Source organism: Candidatus Nitronauta litoralis, from assembly GCA_015698285.1.
Taxonomy (GTDB): domain Bacteria; phylum Nitrospinota; class Nitrospinia; order Nitrospinales; family Nitrospinaceae; genus Nitronauta; species Nitronauta litoralis.
In genome coordinates, this window is record CP048685.1 from 492,532 (window position 1) to 509,755 (window position 17,224).

18 protein-coding genes are annotated in these 17,224 nt (G+C 49.2%); 8 read left to right on the plus strand and 10 right to left on the minus strand.

Annotation, left to right across the window (positions count from 1 at the left end; translation table 11 throughout):
• Positions 1–14 precede the first annotated feature (14 nt).
• From G3M70_02210 to G3M70_02220, 3 genes are all read left to right on the plus strand, one after another.
• On the plus strand, positions 15–1,832 hold the full coding sequence (locus G3M70_02210) for an SUMF1/EgtB/PvdO family nonheme iron enzyme (protein ID QPJ60764.1): 1,818 nt from the start codon (positions 15–17) through the stop codon (positions 1,830–1,832).
• 75 nt (positions 1,833–1,907) lie between these two features.
• A complete protein-coding gene (locus G3M70_02215; GenBank protein ID QPJ60765.1) occupies positions 1,908–2,384 on the plus strand; it encodes a hypothetical protein in 477 nt (158 codons plus the stop codon).
• A gap of 18 nt (positions 2,385–2,402) precedes the next feature.
• On the plus strand, positions 2,403–2,684 hold the full coding sequence (locus tag G3M70_02220; GenBank protein ID QPJ60766.1) for a hypothetical protein: 282 nt from the start codon (positions 2,403–2,405) through the stop codon (positions 2,682–2,684).
• A gap of 531 nt (positions 2,685–3,215) precedes the next feature.
• On the opposite strand, the gene G3M70_02225 is transcribed toward G3M70_02220, so the two are convergent.
• Positions 3,216–3,653 (minus strand): hypothetical protein, encoded by a 438-nt coding sequence (locus G3M70_02225; GenBank protein QPJ60767.1) that lies wholly within the window; start codon positions 3,651–3,653, stop codon positions 3,216–3,218.
• A 258-nt stretch (positions 3,654–3,911) separates the two neighbouring features.
• On the opposite strand from G3M70_02225, the gene G3M70_02230 reads away from it, so the two are divergent.
• Complete coding sequence (locus G3M70_02230; protein ID QPJ60768.1) at positions 3,912–4,343, plus strand: MarR family transcriptional regulator; 432 nt, start codon at positions 3,912–3,914, stop codon at positions 4,341–4,343.
• Positions 4,344–4,449: 106 nt separating this feature from the next.
• On the opposite strand, the gene G3M70_02235 is transcribed toward G3M70_02230, so the two are convergent.
• From G3M70_02235 to G3M70_02265, 7 genes are all read right to left on the minus strand, one after another.
• Positions 4,450–4,710 (minus strand): hypothetical protein, encoded by a 261-nt coding sequence (locus G3M70_02235; protein ID QPJ60769.1) that lies wholly within the window; start codon positions 4,708–4,710, stop codon positions 4,450–4,452.
• A gap of 343 nt (positions 4,711–5,053) precedes the next feature.
• Positions 5,054–6,049 (minus strand): hypothetical protein, encoded by a 996-nt coding sequence (locus G3M70_02240; protein QPJ60770.1) that lies wholly within the window; start codon positions 6,047–6,049, stop codon positions 5,054–5,056.
• Between the two features lie 149 nt (positions 6,050–6,198).
• The gene (locus tag G3M70_02245) at positions 6,199–6,930 is read right to left on the minus strand and encodes a formylglycine-generating enzyme family protein (GenBank protein QPJ60771.1); all 732 of its coding nucleotides are present in this window, start codon (positions 6,928–6,930) and stop codon (positions 6,199–6,201) included.
• Positions 6,927–7,733: a molybdopterin-dependent oxidoreductase gene (locus tag G3M70_02250; protein ID QPJ60772.1), complete on the minus strand. Its 807-nt coding sequence runs from the start codon at positions 7,731–7,733 to the stop codon at positions 6,927–6,929. The genes G3M70_02245 and G3M70_02250 overlap by 4 nt, the downstream gene beginning before the upstream one ends.
• The gene (dapB, locus tag G3M70_02255) at positions 7,733–8,542 is read right to left on the minus strand and encodes a 4-hydroxy-tetrahydrodipicolinate reductase (GenBank protein ID QPJ60773.1); all 810 of its coding nucleotides are present in this window, start codon (positions 8,540–8,542) and stop codon (positions 7,733–7,735) included. Before dapB ends, G3M70_02250 begins: the two co-directional genes overlap by 1 nt.
• Positions 8,543–8,755: 213 nt before the next feature.
• Complete coding sequence (locus G3M70_02260) at positions 8,756–9,637, minus strand: 4-hydroxy-tetrahydrodipicolinate synthase (protein ID QPJ60774.1); 882 nt, start codon at positions 9,635–9,637, stop codon at positions 8,756–8,758.
• Positions 9,638–9,704: 67 nt separating this feature from the next.
• Positions 9,705–10,517 (minus strand): diaminopimelate epimerase, encoded by an 813-nt coding sequence (locus tag G3M70_02265; protein QPJ60775.1) that lies wholly within the window; start codon positions 10,515–10,517, stop codon positions 9,705–9,707.
• Between the two features lie 103 nt (positions 10,518–10,620).
• On the opposite strand from G3M70_02265, the gene G3M70_02270 reads away from it, so the two are divergent.
• Together G3M70_02270 and G3M70_02275 are read left to right on the plus strand one after the other, a co-directional pair.
• Entirely contained in the window at positions 10,621–11,028 is a 408-nt protein-coding gene (locus G3M70_02270) for a cupin domain-containing protein (protein QPJ60776.1), read from the plus strand.
• A 132-nt stretch (positions 11,029–11,160) separates the two neighbouring features.
• Entirely contained in the window at positions 11,161–12,768 is a 1,608-nt protein-coding gene (locus G3M70_02275) for a hypothetical protein (GenBank protein ID QPJ60777.1), read from the plus strand.
• A gap of 89 nt (positions 12,769–12,857) precedes the next feature.
• Here G3M70_02275 and G3M70_02280 read toward each other — a convergent pair whose 3' ends face one another.
• Positions 12,858–13,673: a nitrite oxidoreductase, gamma subunit gene (locus tag G3M70_02280; GenBank protein QPJ63680.1), complete on the minus strand. Its 816-nt coding sequence runs from the start codon at positions 13,671–13,673 to the stop codon at positions 12,858–12,860.
• Positions 13,674–14,164: 491 nt separating this feature from the next.
• On the opposite strand from G3M70_02280, the gene G3M70_02285 reads away from it, so the two are divergent.
• Positions 14,165–14,371 carry a hypothetical protein gene (locus G3M70_02285; protein ID QPJ60778.1) on the plus strand — a complete coding sequence of 69 codons (207 nt, stop codon included), beginning with the start codon at positions 14,165–14,167 and terminating at the stop codon, positions 14,369–14,371.
• Positions 14,372–14,400: 29 nt separating this feature from the next.
• On the plus strand, positions 14,401–15,084 hold the full coding sequence (locus G3M70_02290; GenBank protein ID QPJ60779.1) for a hypothetical protein: 684 nt from the start codon (positions 14,401–14,403) through the stop codon (positions 15,082–15,084).
• A 43-nt stretch (positions 15,085–15,127) separates the two neighbouring features.
• On the opposite strand, the gene G3M70_02295 is transcribed toward G3M70_02290, so the two are convergent.
• Complete coding sequence (locus tag G3M70_02295; protein ID QPJ60780.1) at positions 15,128–16,945, minus strand: radical SAM protein; 1,818 nt, start codon at positions 16,943–16,945, stop codon at positions 15,128–15,130.
• Positions 16,946–17,224: the final 279 nt, after the last annotated feature.

Below are 17,224 nucleotides of genomic sequence, written 5' to 3' on the forward strand. Positions count from 1 at the left end.
GCAGGTGACTTTTAATGAAGGGTTCTTTATTCAGGGGACTGTTTTTGCTTTTCGTGTTGCTGTGTCAGGTGACAATCGCCAATGCGCATGGCGAAGAACCCCACGACACGGATCCTTCCCGCTTGCCGGATCAAAACCTTGAAAAAGACATGGTGTTTATCCCGCCCGGACCCTTCGTCTTTGGTACCAATAAAAAAGACACTGGAGCAGCTCTGGAACTGGGGGTACCCAAGCCCTTTTATCGAGACGAACAACCTGAACAGCGAATCCTTGGAAAGGGCTTTTACCTAGACCGACATGAGGTGACCAACCGGAGGTACGCCACATTCATCAAAGCGGTAGACTATTTCAAGCCTCCGCATTGGGAAGGCAAAATGTACCCGGAAGACCAGGCCGACCAACCGGTCGTTTGGGTCACCTGGTTTGATGCCGCCAACTACTGCAACTGGGCCGGGAAACGGTTACCTACAGAAAAAGAATGGGAACGCGCTGCACGTGGAAAAGACGGATACGAATATCCCTGGGGCAACGACTTCAAACCACAGTCTGCGAATCTTTCAGATAAGGCCGGTTCCAAAACCGCATTACAAAAAGTCGGCTCTTACCCGGCCGGCGTTTCACCGGAAGGTGTACAGGATTTAATCGGCAATGTCTGGGAATGGGTCAACGATGATTATCTTCCCTACGCGGGAAGCACTTTTAAAAGCGATGGCTTTGAAACCGGCAGCAAGGTGCTGCGTGGGCAATCTTCAGCCTACATTGGACACTTCCCGGGAGAAACCTACAACAAGGTCCTTAAAGAGTTTGCCCGCTCGGGATTCCGTCAGTTCAGTGACCCGGATGTCGGAGCATCTGATGTTGGGTTCCGCTGTGCCAGTGACAACAAACCACCCGGCTTCACGGAAGGCCTGCGCTTTGCCAAAGCGGGTGCCACTCCGGGGAATCCAGGAGGCTCAGCATTTGCTGGTGGAGGTTCAGGCACCTCTGATTCTGGCACCACAGAAACCACCGGTGCAACCGATTCGTCATCCAGTGGATTCAATCCCTTCCAACCGGAAACTCACCTGCCAACGCAATCTGGAATTCTGGTTCTTGTTCTGCTTTCTTTTGTAGCAGGCTTGTTCAGTTTTTTGTCTCCCTGCACCTTACCTATCCTGCCAGCTTATTTTGCCGTGACCGCACAGACAGACCGCGGCCGCATGACCTTGAACTCCATCGCCTTCTTTTGCGGGCTGGCCGCATTGTTTGTAATCATGGGAGGCTCTGCGAGCTACCTCGGTGGCCTGTTGCGTGATTATCTCAACGAATTGACCGTGGCGGGTGGTGTGATTGTCACCATTTTTGGCTTGATGACTCTATTTGGAAAGGGCTTTTCCGGCGCAACCATGAAAACCCGACCTGCAACTACATTTGCGGGATTCTTCCTGTTCGGAGCAACCTTTGCTCTGGGCTGGACCCCCTGCGTCGGCCCCATTCTTTCCGGCATCCTCATTCTGGCTGCCTCCGATAGAACCATTCTGCAGGGAATGGCTCTGCTGTTCTTCTTTGCTTTAGGACTGGGCCTACCTCTCATCGTGATCGCTGCCTTCTGCAGCAACCTCAGTAAGGACAGCTTGTTCTGGCGGTTACTTCGCGGTAAAGGATGGACTGTGCATCTGGGAAGTTACCCGCTTATCCTGCACACCACCAACCTGTTCAGCGGTTTCCTCTTAATATTCCTCGGCCTCGCACTCAGTCTGGGTTATCTCACCTATTTCAACAACCTCATTCCTCTGGAATTGCAGGTCTGGTTTAATGGACTGGAAGAAGCGGTAGTCGACTGGATCTCCTGATTGGTTTTTTCACATTATTTTTTCAAGATTTTGTTACTATAAGCGAACCAAAGCAAACCATTTTGAGTTGAAACCATGCGCATTTCACATATCCTGCTGATTTTCACTTTGCTTGCGCTCACCGCCTGCACCGGTGCCGAGTCTGTTACTAAAAAACGCTGGGAGAATAGAGATACCACCGTCAAACTGGTCGACCTGACTTCCAATAAAGGCGATTTGAAAGATGCCGGATCCGACCTGGGTTTCGCTATAGAAGATGCGTTTCAGGATTCAGCATTTGTTGTGGTTGAAAATCGTGAAGCGCACTACCAGTTGAAATACAAGGTGGTTGATTTTCAAAGAGGAAGCCGTTGGAAGCGAATGCTGTCCTTCGGCATCCACGAAAAGTCCCGCGCCATGCTAACCGTTAAGGTCGCCTTGTATAATGAACGCGGAATGCTCACGGCCTGGGAAGTCGATGCCTGGGTGAACAGTGGTCCAACAGGCGGTTCCGAGAGTTCTTTATACGAACAGGCAGCAGAAGAGATCCTCAATCACATGAAGGGTTATTGATGAGGGTGAACACAACCCATGGATCCTATAAAAAGAAATCTTAATTTAATCCGACTGCAGGGAACCGCCGAACAATTGGAAGAAACTCGATTACTGTTCCTCGAGCTGATGAATGAAAGTAACGAGGAACCCAACTCTGGAATCAGTCCCACTAATAATATTGATGGAAAATGGCTCGACCAGCTCGACGAAATAATGGTTAAGCTAAATGAGCATCAGATAAATCTTCTTGAAGATTTTCTGGAGCAGTTAGCTAATGAAATCACTTCGAGTCGCGAACGCGACATAACCCTGATTTAATCCCATCAGTTAAAAAAAGCTGCCTGCTCTCCTTTGACACCGGGAACTCATAATCAAGCGATTCAGGCTCATTCGCGATCCTCACCCCGACCAACTCCAATCCCCACCTCGTTCCCAGGGCTTACCTATTATTATCTGGAACAAATATTTCTAGGTTCGAAATTGTTCCACTGCATTTTGCAAACCCTCAGTGATTACCCAGCTCCTGACTGCTCCCTCCAGGTTCAGCAATCGTCGTATTCGTACTCTGTGCAACCCTCACAGTGGATTGTGAAAGTTGCGCAGCTTGAGTGACATTCTGGGAAATTCCCTGAATACTTGCGCTCAATTCTTCCGATCTCTTTACAACTGTCTGGGCATTCTGATTTACAATATCCGAATTGGTCTCAACTTATTTTAGATTTGGGAAAGACGACCCAAAGAAACACAAAAATACAATAAAAAAAACCCCTCCCTATTTTCACAGGGAAGGGCTGAGGGGGGAGGCTTCACACCACTAAGTGTGAAGATTTCTTTAAGAACTGTTTCTTTTTAATCTCGGCGCATGTGCAAATGCATCGCTGGCCCGTCGTTGTAACTCCGGTCACGCCGGGTATCCTGGTAATAATTGTTTTGTCTTGGTGCCGGCGCCGGTGCGGAATAGGTTCGGCGATCATTGTAATAATGATGGTGCTCAGAGTAATATTGTCGCGGTCGATAAAACCGGGGTCCTGGCCCCCATCCACGCCACCCACCACGCAATCCTCCGTGGCGCCAATGGCGAGGATGTTGTCTCCAAGGTTTATAGGGGCGGAAATGACGCGGCCCATAACTGCGACCATAATTAAATCCAAAACCCGGAGACCCGAAAAAGAAACCAAAATGACTGCCTCCGACCTGTTTCACCTTATAATTGGGTCCAGCATTCGCGGTTGATGTCAACGTGAGTGCTAATAGTAGAGCCGCTGGTATGATCCATTTGGTCTTCATGGCGAGTCCTCCTATGTTCAGCGCGGTTGATTTTGGTGCGCCGGGATTGCCTTCAGTTCTAAATATATCCCCCACCATTTTTAATGTCAATTTTATTATCAAATTTATAAATTAATTTTTATTCATTTTTCAAGGCTTTTGGATTATATATATATGGATAAAGGTGCCCATAACAATACATTGAGGCCCTTTTTTAGTATTTACCCTGCCGATTCGCCATTCCCTGCGGATCATTTGAAGTGAGAGGAGAGGATATTTATGGTTGAGGACGAATTAAAATACACCGAGGATCAGCGTCGAGAATATCTGAACATGATCGATCGGGTCGGGCGCAACTGGCTTGAAGTATTTGAGGGAGATTCCGACTTTTACAGTACCGCGTACTGGGATTTGTTAACCGGTATCTGGAAACAGGGAGGTGAAGCCCGCAAGACCGACGCAACACGCCTGATGCTGGGAATCAAAAGCGCGCAAACCGCTTCAAAGTATCTGGAAACAGCAATCGAACGCGGGTTTCTATTAGAAAAGGAAAACCCGAAGGATGCTCGATCACGATTGGTGGCTCTCACCGCTAAAATGAAAAGCAAACTGGACCTGTTTTTCGACAAGGCTGTCACAGAGTTAAAAGTCTCCAGCGAACAGGTGAGAGCCAAAGAACCTCTATCGGTGGATCCCCGACCAACGACCTGATTTTAAAACTCCACTAAATTAATTTTGGTTCGCGAGCTTATCTTTTTATAGAGGCTGGGAGTACCGTGTAAGGAATCAATTAAATCCTTGAACATTTATCCTGAGGTCAGATTTCTTCAGCAGGCTGGCTGGAGCATGAGGTGGAAGAAAACTCAAGCACCAAAGGATTGTCACGAGTAGTCTGATTGATATCCACATCATGGGCCAGAGGAAGGTAATCGTGTAGCCCACCCAATCGAACGCTGTGCACACCGCCGGGAATTTCCAGCACCTGTTCCTGGCCGGATTCATCCCGGTTGTATCCCATACCTTCGTCGTCCACTAAAACCCGCCTGCGGCCTGCAAACTTTACCAATACAAATTCCATTGCCAGCTCCAGAATAATAATAGTCTATATTCAAATTTGACGGGATTTTTGGAGACCGGTCAAGCCATTTTATAAACTTCTTGTTGAAATTTTTTCAGGTCATACCTGAGTCCGGATGGGAACCTTCATCATCTCTTAAAAATTGCTTATGAAGTGCGGAGGATTCGATAACGCGTGGATCGAAAACCTAAATTCGCGCAGGTTTTCCTGCCCATCGAAATCCGAAATCCCGAATTGGCAACAAAGGCCAGTTGCTCAAAAATTGTAACGGTGTCAACAACCGGGGACGAATTGAAATTTACCTGCTCCCCTGCAATCCCGGCGCAGATTTCAATCCATGAAATTAAGGAGGTCCCCCGCCACCGGGAACGTTACGATTTCTTGTCCGTCGAATTTTATAAGCTGAATCAGCCGAACCTTCTTTTTCTCGAAAAATGAAATAAAGACACTCTTGCGAGCGATTTGCTTTATAGGCATTATTTATTGAAGTTCGTTTATCCTCAGCGTTTTCAAGAGCATCGTTTGCAGCTTTAGCGTACTGCCTTAACGCGGCTCTTGTTTTAGCCGATTCGGGGTAGGTCAGTTCGATATAACGCTGGATGTCGTCGCGCACGCCGTCGTTGTCCGAGTCTATGCCGAGCAGGGTCGCTTTGCCCGCTTCACCGGGGTCCGGCGGTAAATCCAAAATGCGGTACGCCACCTGTTCGGTATCGCTCGCACCACTCGGAGCCGTGACGGTCACGATGATAGTGTACTCCCCTGCAGGCAACGGGTCCGCCGGAAGACACGAGGCGGACGCACTCCCCACGTTGCAACTGACTGGCACAACATTGCCGTTCACGCTAATGGCTATCCAGCTTTGAACAACACCAAGCCCGTCTCCATAACTGAACACGATGTCCTGATCTGATCGTTCAATCACTCCCTGATCCGAGGGTGCGGTGATGGTGATATCCACTGCCGTCACTGGAGGTGTCGACACTTCTCCAATCCATTCCCACAACACCGCAATCCGGCCTTCATTGTCCTCAACATAGGGAGCCCAATTCGGGTTACCGTTGGTAACGAACGTTTTGCGGACACGGAACACCTTCCCGTTCCTGAGCACACAGCTGTTTTTGACATAAGTAATGCCCTCCGTGTTGTCATAGTCGATTAAAGCTCCATTGTTACTGCACTGGGGGAAGGAAGAAACTGCGGCATCCTTTAATTGCCGGGCCGCATTCAGGTGCGGGTTTCCCAGCGATGTCGCTCGGGTAACCCCCGAGGTGCATGCTGAAAACAACAGCGAGAAGGAAAGGATAAAAACGGTTGTCGCCACGCGGAAACGGATAAACATGTCACCCCCTGAAAATATTGGTAACATGAAAAATTACTTGATTTAATTTTGAAATTGGATACAGGCTAACAGTGTTTTCTGAAGGATGCCATCGGTTTTTTTTCAAAAATTATCTATTGAAAACCCATTCCAGAGAAACTGTACTGATATCAATATTTCTTCCCAACATCTTTGGCGCAGCGGAACCCGAGGAAATTGTAACGGGCATCGGGTGCCATGAAATTGCGAGCGTAGGTGGGTGAATAATCAATCTTCAGATGCGACTGGTACAAACCGCCGCGGATCACCTTGAACTGGTTACGTTCCGCCTCGGGCATACCGGGATAATCCCAATCAGAAGCGGTCCATTCCCACACATTGTGCCCCATGCCATACACCCCGTAAGGGCTGATCCATTCCGGACGCTCATCTACTTCTTCGGGAAGAAAACCTGAGAACCCGTTATTGGGGTGATCCTGATACAAACCCCACGGCCACTTGCGACCATCCGTCCCGCGCGCTGTCTTTTCCCATTCGATCTCGGTTGGCAGGCGTTTGGCCTGCGCCCTGCAATATTGATCAGCCTGGGACCATGTAATTTCCTGCGCAGGGTAGTTACCTTTTCCTGCAAACGGTGGGTAATCCTTATCCCACTTTTTAAAATCCTCGCGGGTGACTTCAAACCGGTCGATCAAAAACGCCGGCTGGTCGACCTTCTTACCGAGTAATGTCCTGGGATCTTTGGGAGACCCCATGATGAATTTTCCAGCGGGAATATAAACCATGTCTTGCGGTACTGTCACCCCTTCCGGCACTGACACTTGAATCTGCTCGACGCTTTCGCCACCACAGGCAGTCAGAAAAATCAGTGCAAACCCGACAACCCACTTTCGGGGAATCATGACTTTTTATTTTGCGGAGTATCAACTGGTTTTTCATGAGTGGGGTTTGAATCCGGCCGCTTATCGAAAAAATGGAACACTTCCCCACCGCTGATGGGAAGTGGCCGTTTGCCGTAATCAAGGGGATGATCGATTCCAGGCTGGATGGTGCCGTCCACCGAGTAGGGCCCTGTGTCGGCCCAGTAATTGCGTTTGCGGTCCTCGGTGAATGTGATCGAGGTGATGTACTTTATATTTTTATAACCGTATTTATAGGGAGCGATCAGGCGCAGAGGGTGACCATGGTCTGCCGACAAGGGCTGGCTGTTCATCCTCAAAACCATCAAGACCCGCGGCCTTAACAACTCGTCGATTCGGTAACTTTCGTAATACGTGTCTGCTGACTGAAAATAGACATAGCGCGCTTTGGGGTCGGGTTTTACGTGGTCTATTATTTCCTGAAACCGGAACCCTTCCCAAAGCGCCTTGGCCGACCAGCATTCCACACATTTGAGGCGCGAGGTTTGTTTCACCCGCTTGAACCCGAACAAATCTTCGTACGCAAAGTTTTCAGGAGAATCGACAAGTCCGCCAACCTTCAACCGCCAGGCACTCATGTCGACGCCTTCAAAGGGCACGGCACTTCTGATATAGAATCCGGGAATGTCACGGTTTTGCAGATAATTCGGAGGGATATTCTTATCGTTCTGAAATTTTATGGTGGCAGAGGATGATGCTGGCTTTAGCAATGAGAGGGACCCCAGGGAGATCGCCTTGAGCAATGTCCGTCGGTCGATCTGTAATCTGGCCCACCAGGGTTTCATTATTTTTCTCGCAGCCCCAGGACATCCTGCATGTCATAGAGACCCGGCTTCTGGTTCACCAGCCACGCCGCTGCATGCACCGCACCGCGGGCAAAGGTGTCGCGACTTTGCGCCTTGTGGAATAGTTCCAGCGTTTCACCCATCCCGCCAAATATCACGCGGTGTTCACCGACAATATCGCCTGCCCGGACTGTGTGGACGCCGATTTCTTCCACCGTACGTCCTTCAGAAAATCCGTGTCTGCCATAAACACCGACTTCTTTGAGGTTCCGGTCGAGTGCATCGGCAATGACTTCAGACAATCGTACTGCCGTCCCGGAGGGAGCGTCTTTTTTAAATTTGTGGTGAGCTTCTACAATTTCGACATCGTAATTGTTGCCCAGGATACGGGCCACATCACCCGCGATTTTGAATAGCACGTTGACCCCGATACTCATGTTGGGTGCCAGCACAATTCGGGTGGTTTCGGAGGCTTTCTTGATTTTTGCCTTCTGGTCCTCAGAAAACCCGGTGGTCCCAAATACCACGGCTTTGCCCTTGGCAACGACTGCATCCAGTGTCTTCATACTGGAATCCGGCGTCGAAAAATCAATCACCACATCGGCCCCATCGAGAACGGTCGACAAATCTTCCAGAATGACCTGGCCGTTTTTACCAAGGCCCGCCACCTCGCCGAGATCCTGCCCCAGCGCTGGATGGCCAGCCATCTCGGTACCGCCTCCAGGCTCCGTATCCGGTGAATCGACAATGCAGGACGAAATGACCTTGCCCATGCGACCTGCTACTCCCACCACTGCAACTTTAACCACAATGCCTCCTGAGTTAAAAACTGTAAACCGGTTCCATCTTAGCAAAACCGGCGACCTGTTGAAAGTTGCTCAATGCCGGAAAAAATGTCCGAAAAAAAAAGGCCGCTTGCTTAAATTCACCCGATGAACGACCGATGAATTAACAAGAGACCCTTTTGTAGAAATTTTCTGGACTAACTTCCTAAACTTAAACAAAAACGGACGACCTGAAACTTATAGAAACATCACCAGTCCGTAAGCCTCTAACGTTTTTTTGAGGATTTTCGTGTGCTCTTCGGACAATGGTGAGAGGGGTGGACGCAACTCTGGTCCGATCTTTCCCATCAGGTACAACGCCGTTTTCACCGGGACCGGGTTCGTATCGATAAATAAATCCCTGTTCATTCGCATCAGATCAAAGTGCAGTTTTCTTGCATCGTCGATTCGCCCTTCAGAGGCAGCGGAACAAAGGTCGGCCATCTGTCGTGGCAGGACATTGGCTGTCACCGAAATCACCCCTTTCCCGCCGATCGCCAGGATCGGCCAGAGCAGGCCATCGTCCCCGGACAAGACAGAAAATTCAGGTCCACAGGAATCGACAATCTGGCTGATCTGCATGAGATCACCGGACGCTTCCTTGATGCCGACAATATTACCAGTATCGCTGGCAAGGCGTGCAACCGTATCGGCTTTCATATCGACTGAAGTGCGTCCCGGTACGTTGTATAAAATAATCGGCAGATCTGTTTCTTTGGCAACGGCTCGAAAATGATCGTACAACCCCTGTTGCGACGGTTTGTTGTAGTAAGGCGTGATCAGAAGCGAACCATCGGCCCCCACTTCCTGAGCCGCCTGCGTGAGCTGGATGGCCTCGCGGGTGGAGTTTGAGCCGGTTCCCGCCAGAACGGGTATCTTGCCCTTGCAAATCTCAACGGCAATCTTAATCACCTGTGTGTGTTCTTCATGGGTGAGAGTCGCAGACTCTCCGGTTGTGCCACAGGGCACAATGCCCTGGGTGCCATTGTCGATATGGAACTGCAGTAGATTACGAAACGCTTCTTCGTCCAATCCACCGTCCTTGAATGGGGTGACAATGGCGACAAAAGAACCGGTCATTAAATTGCTCATGATGGCGTTGTGGGTTGAAAGTTCAATAAAGAGTGCGAGACATATATAACTTTATTCAGAGTTCGACTATATGTCCTTCAAATGTGATCTTGGTCAGGCCTTCCAGATAAACATCGGGTTCGGAGTCACCCCCGTTTTCGATGTGGACTTTTAAAGTTTCCCCACCACGGGTTTCGACTTCCACAGGAGACTCGATTTGAAACCGCGCCGAGGCCAACAGGGCAGAGGCCACACAACCGGTTCCGCAGGCCAGGGTTTCATCTTCCACCCCGCGCTCATAGGTCCGGACTTTTAATGCCGATCCGTTTTTCTTTTCGACCAGGTTGACGTTGGTGCCTGCCGGGGCGAAAACATCGTGATACCGCACACCGCTCCCGATTCCTTTGATATCCTGTTCTTCCACATTATCGAAAAACAAAATGGCATGGGGAACACCTGTGTTGATATGATCCACCTCGTATTGCTGTCCATTAAACGCAACATCCAGGCCTTTTTTGCGACCATGCGGTGCGGTAAGCTTGACCTTCACCATTGGGCCCTTTACATCCGCGCTGATAATACCGGCAACCGTATCAAAAGAATGCTGCGCCGGAGCAAACCCCTTTTCGAAGGCGTATCGCGCGACGCACCGCCCTCCGTTGCCACACATCTCAGCAGACGACCCATCATTGTTATAGAAGTCCCACTTGTAGTCCGCCTTGTCTGAGTTTTCGACAAAGATCACACCATCCGCTCCGACAGAGCTTTTGGGCTCACAAACTTTTTTAACGAAATCAACCTTGATGTCATCGGCGATCAGGCTTTCGCGGTTGTCAATGACGACAAAGTCATTGCCGCTTCCGCTCATTTTAGTAAATGGAATATTCACAAGTATCTCTTTGGAAATTAAAGTGTCATTATTAATTAGATGGATTCTACCGCATTTGGTTTCAAACGGCAAAGCTTGGTAAACTGGGGGAAAGGAGGCCGCTATGCCAGAATCTTATCCCGATAAAATTGTGCGAGTGAGACCCGGAGACGATAATTTTGAGACCCGGCGCACCATGAACTACTTTACCGGTATTTCAGAGAACACCGCCGGATCCCAGGGCATCTCAATGAACCGTGTGGTGGTTCCGCCAGGTGGCAAACCCGCGCCACACAGTCATGTTGGTTTCGAGGCCGTGATTTACATCGTCTCCGGCCGCGTTGAAAATTTCTATGGAGATGGATTGAAGGAATCGATCATCACCGAAGCAGGTGATTTCTTATACATACCACCCGGCGTACCCCATCAGCCGATCAACATGAGCGACACTGAAGAAGCTGTTGCCATCATCGCCCGCACCATCAGCGCCGAACGCGAAACCGATGAGCCGTATAATCCTGATGAATCTTAATGAATTGATTTTATTGCAATTCGGATATAATAAAAACAACTTTTGCAAACTCGATAATAAGCTCCTTCCCTAATCCATTCGTTTTCTTAAATACCTTTCCTGCTTAAAACTTTCTAAACTTTATAAATCCCTATGTGGATCCCTTTCGACACTGACAACTTTTTATATATCTGGGTTTCTGGAACGGTGGCCCCCACCTGGGTTGCCTCGGGAACTCCTCCCAAAGATGCCCTGATTTTCACTCATGTCGGTTACGGAAAGTTTATTGGACCGGATAAAAAGGTTTATGTTGAAAAGAATGCCACGGAGTTGGTTGAAATTCGGGTCACTCGTTCAAGTGTCATGGAGCCTCAGCTACTCCCGGAGGTTAAAGAAACCAAAGCATTCAACATGCGCAGTCGGGCGATCAAACCACCGGAAGGTGCCGTCGTATACACCACGCAACCCCCGATCGCACTTTTAGCCAAAGAAAATGATATTGCAGACATCAATCAACTTTCCTCCATACCCGTGGATCTTTCGGGTTTCTTTCTGGAGATGAAGGAGAAAGGCTACCTTCCCCGCTTAATCGAACCGGATTGTATTTATCTGCATCCCGCATCCAGGGACAAACCTCTGACCCTGCGTGATCCTCATCCGAAATCAAAAGCCGAAAAGGGAGCCCTGGGAAAGGTAGCCCCCGCGATTCAGTCTCGATCTGGATTTGACGCCCGTTACACGATCACAGGGCCGGTTAAAAAAGTGGGCAAGCGCAAGCAGACAAAATCCGTAATGAAGGTTTCCGCCCACCCGGTCATGATTGAGGAAATGGGGAGCGGGCAGGCTCTCAATCGCCACGAATGGCTGCATCTAATCGGGCATGCTCTTGGAGGAGCCGATGCCATGTTTAATCTCGGTGCTGGCACGTTCGATGCCAACACCTGGATGATTCCTCTGGAAAGCGCCATCACAACAATGAGCGGATTTTGCACTCCAGAAGCACCGGGTTGGGTTCGAGTGAGGGGAGAATACCTGGAACGAAGTGCGGTTCTGAGCTGGCTCGAACTTTCTGCAGGAGCATCGAATGGCTGGACAGCACAGATATTCGTCCGTGCGCAGGAAACACTGGCGATGGATACCTTCATGTACGATTACTATTACATGAAGGCTCAGTATTCAGTAGGTCCCTACCCCCAACCCGCTTTACCTGCCACTCCATTGCCCACACCATTGGGAGGAATCAAGGAATTGAGCACCCACGGCATTCCCCGGGAGGATTCGGTAGATCCGACAAAAAGCTGGCTTGCAGCCCTAAACCCCACGGGCCCTCCAATTATTTTCTCATCTCCACCACCCACTTCCACTCCGGCCTCAACAAGCCTCCCAACACCGGGTCCGGTAATTCCACCCCAATCAGGGTTCGGAGCCCCTCCGCCCACATCAACTCCGGCAACCGTCAGCCTGCCACAATCAGGACCCGCATTCTTCCCGCCAACTTTTGTTCCCCCATCAGTTCCAATCGGAGCACCTCCTCCAGCGACACACGTTCCCCCAAGCACTACCGCTTCTTCACGATTCCTCGGACCGGAAAAAAAAGAGCGAAAAGCAAAACAGGCGCACACCCAATCGGACCCATTTGGAAGCCGTTCCCATGTTGGTCCGGACCCGGTAATGCTCAAGTACACTAAGATGAGGATGGAACGGGAAAGAAAAAAGAAATTAAAAGAAATGAAGAAAAAAGGACTTCTGGATAATTTATGACTGAATGGGGTTTCAGGAAAAAGCGACTTCCAGCAGTAACCTAAAACCCTATCAATAGACTTGGCAACTTCCCAATAGAACTATCCGGTTTAATACTCCAGAATATAAAACTGGGTGACGGCTTTTTGTCCGTTGCGCTCCTTGTTTCCCCCGTTCCAGATGGCGAAAGCGATCGGAGTCCGGGTAGTGTTGAACTGGGTATCGCCATCATCGTTATTTTTCAGGGAGCGCTTGAACACAACGGACCACCGGTTGTTGAGCCACTTGCCTTGCCCATCAATATCCTGCTGTTCCTGGGTGGTGAGTGTAGAAAACCCCTCAGCATTTAGATCTTCAATCGGAGACCGACGCATGGAAGAGTCGGCAAATATATTTCCAGAAACTTTTCCAGGGTTATAGGGCTCCACATCTTTTGCAAACCCTTTTTCCATGTCCATATCTGGAACGGGGTAGTAGTTTTCTCCCTCGTTTCCAGCTGAAGTTTCCCAGGTCGCTTTCCACTGCCAAATGTTTACTTCCTCTCCATCACCCCCCATGGTGAAAGACGGTTCTTCACCCCTTTGATTCACGGGAAACATGATAGCGGCCTGATCCTTGTACTGTTCGGAACGGATCATTTCATCATTTCGGGTTGAGTCGATCCAGCTCACCATCACGGCAATGTCCTTGTCATTGCGCGCCGCCTTGACATGAATCCAGCGAGTGGAAGGATTGGGCCACATGGGATTGGTGATCATTTGCGGGTCCATTTCGAAAGCCACAAACGAACCCTCTTTCCAGAAATCATCCAGGGGATCTGTCGGGATATTCCCGTCAACTTTTCGTGCAGAAATATTTCCTCCGACCACTGCCCCTGCCCCTTTGGACTCCAGGACCTTTCTGTAGTCCTCTGAAAGACACTCCATAAAGTTGCTCAAGGAATCCATAGACAAGTCTTTGGGGTTATTCGCAAAGGCATTGGACACCTGCTTACAGTCAGACAACACTTTTATGTCTTTGTTCGCAATATTCTGTTCAAACTCCCTCTTCGAATTTATTTCACTATCAACACAAACCATAAAATTTTCCAGCCCATTTTCATCCATGGGTTTTGCGCTTTTTTCTTTCCACTCTATATATTCTTTGGATAAGTTTTCACACCCTGAACTCTGCTTTGAAAGTACAGAGGTTGGAAAAGCGACAAGGCAAGCGAACGACAAGCAGACAAAGAAGCCTGGAGTTAGTTTCAAGAACATGGTTTTCATTTTTTCACAATCGTTTGGGTTCATTTTTTTGACACAGAGAAGAATGAAATCTCTTTCTCTATCATCAAATAGAAGGCTTCTTTAAATGCCTAATAATATTTAGTTGTACGGGATTTTGTTTTGTAAACGTTTTCCAGCTACTTTGCAAGCAAATGCATTACACCTTCCGGATGGGATTTCTATCCATCGCAAAGACCAGGCAGGGTGGCGTTGAATTTGCGGCTCCTGCCATGGCGATGGATGCCCTCAAAGCGGCTTTACTCCCTTCTCACGTTTACCGAGGCGTGAATGCTAGTATGGATGATGTCGTCAATATGGGGCTGGAGGTTGCAGGAGGGGGGTGCTGTCCAGCAAGGTAGCGGGCGAGGTGCTAGGTGGAGCACTGGGGATGGGCGCGGTGCCTAAACGTAGAAGCAGGAAAACAAAACTACAAAAAACAGTTGACGACAAAGAGAAAGCCATGGTTGTCGCCCAAAAAAACGCGGCCCTGCCTATTGAGGAAGGGGGTCTTGGGTTGCCCCCCAACAATACAAATAGGGATCGGGCTAAAGCTATGGGGTTTGACCTTGACACACCGTTATATCACGGGACTACAGCCCTAGAGGATTTTGAGTATTTCGACCCGGCCAAATTTGGGAAGACTACCCGCTCTGAAGTTGCAAAATTAGGGGTTTCTTCTTCAACAGACGCTCATATTGCAAATGCCTTTGCTGTAAAGGACCCTGCCATCTTTCCCCACGCAAAGCGGCCTGTATCAGGTCAGCGTGTTGTACCGATGCTACATCGAAGTGAAAATCTCGGGGATTTAACTCTTCCAACCGATATAGATGATTTAAGGTTAGCGGCTTCATTAATGGACTCCTTTGAAGGCGGAACCGATCTTGCCCGGCTCCATAATTATAAGATGGCTGGCAAACCTGGGACGGTCTACAGACGGGAGGCCAAAGCTATTAATTTCATTTTTCGGATATTTTACTTTTCCCTCTCCTTTTCCAAGAGACATTTGCAAAGGCTCCTCGCAATGACGAGGACTATGTTCCAAAATATTCTATTAATGGAAAGATCTTCTTGAAAAGGGATGGAAAAAGTACGTATTTCTATTGGAAATCCCTGAACTACACCATTCCAACGGGGTTGTTGTAAACGGCGGTGCCCTGCCCTTCTTTTACATGCAGCATGGTGAGGTCGTTGGTTTTGAATCGATCAACGTATAAGAAAATATATTCGCGGACCGCGGTGCGTAAGTCCCATTTCGAATCGTGGTTGCGCTCAAAGTTATCGAAGACATCCAGGGCCTCCTGAATGTTCAGGCCTTCATCCACGGTAAAATAATAATCCAGCGCCAGGTCCCATTCCGGGTTCTTGTAAAATGACACGCCGTACTTTTCCGGCTCCATTGCAATTGGACTGTATTTTCCGAGCACGAAAGTCATGAATCCCAGGGAATGGATGTGCGCCCGGTTTTCGTGGACGAATTTTTTGCTGTCCTCTGCTTCGGCATTGGTCTCACCGGGGAATCCGAAAAATCCCATGATGTGGTTCCAGATACCCGACTTCGATGCCATTTCCAGATTGGTGCGGATCGCATCGAGGTTGGTTGCCTTATCCATCAGGTTCAGCACGCGCTCGTTACCCGACTCATATCCAAAATGAAGGTAACGACACCCGGATTCCGCAGCAGTCTTCCAGACCTCCTCTTCCAAAAGCACTTCCTCGAAACGCATGTGCGTGGTCCAGGCAATATCGACCTTGTTGTCGATCAGTGATTGCGACAGTTTGCGAAACAGCGCCGGTGGATACGATTCATCCGTAAAATGGAAATGATGGTTGCCATACTTGTTTTTCAGAAACTGGATTTCCTCGGTGATCTGCTTGATCTGCTTGGTGCGGTAACCCTCGACGTACCCTTGGAAGTGATCGCAGAAAGTACATTTTCCCCAATAGCATCCGCGTGTAGCGAGATACGGCAGGATTAATTCCGGCACGAAATATTTCTCAAGCGATAGGCCATCGAAATCCGGCGGCGGTAACTTGTCCATATCCTCCGAGAAAACATCCTCATTGGTGGTGATCTTGCCATCCGGCAACTGCCACATGAGATTCGGCAGCGAAGCGTAGTCTGGTTCCGGCTCTTTTACTGCATCGACCAGTTTCAGGAACGCGCTCTCGCCTTCGTACAACACAGCGGTATCGAAATGTTTCCACAACAGCGGTATGTCTTTCATCACATCACGCACACGGGTGATGATATTCCCACCCAGGGTGATGTGTGTGTCCGGCTTCTGCTCCTTGATCATTTTGCAGAAGGTGAATGTCGGGATGAGCTGTTTCTGTTGAACGACCGAGATACCGACGATGTCAGGTTGCTCTTTAGCGATGAGGGGTTCAATCAGGAATCGATACACATCGCGGTAGACGTTGATCTGGGTGTCGTCCAACGCCTCGACAATCTCAGTCGACATGAACGGTTTGTAAACGATATCGGTTTCGATGGGCGGGAAACAGATCTGCGCCGGGTAATAGGCCAGCGAGATATAGGCCATGGTCTGGTGCAGTGTGTGCGTGGCCCACTCCAATTGATCGATGTCGTAGAACTCTTCACCACGCAGAATCTCCTTGGCCCGCGCCACCGCCAGCGCCTGTTTGCGGACAGCTTTTTCATCCCAGGCGATCAATGCCTGATACAGTTCCTGCTCTTCCTGGTCCAGTCCCTGCTCACCCGCGACCCGCTGCAGATGATTCAACTCGAACGCGATACGTTTGTGGGCGTGGCGCAGGAACGGTTCCGAGAACATGAGATCGTACATCTCAACATTGGCATCGTATTGCACCACGTCGTGACCTGCAGGACGGAGAACTGAAGTCAACGCCGGCAGGCTGAGATACGGCTCGGAAGGAAGCCAGTCTGGTGGAAATATAAGAAGAACTTTCATACAAGTCCGGAATTACGTTTCAGATGCCCCACATCATACCATTTTCAAGGATTTAAGGTGAAGCAGACCTTTGAATAGAAGCCGATTAAAATAATTTACCTGAATATTTACCAGGAAGCATACTATTTTGACATTCCGATAATTTTTAATGATTCACCGATGATTAAAAACTTATACGTTTGCATGGTTACGAGTCAGAATGAGCAAGAAGCTTTCGTCCAAACCTATTGGGCGCGTGCAAGCTTCATGGGCGAGGCCATCAAGAAAATTCTGGATGCC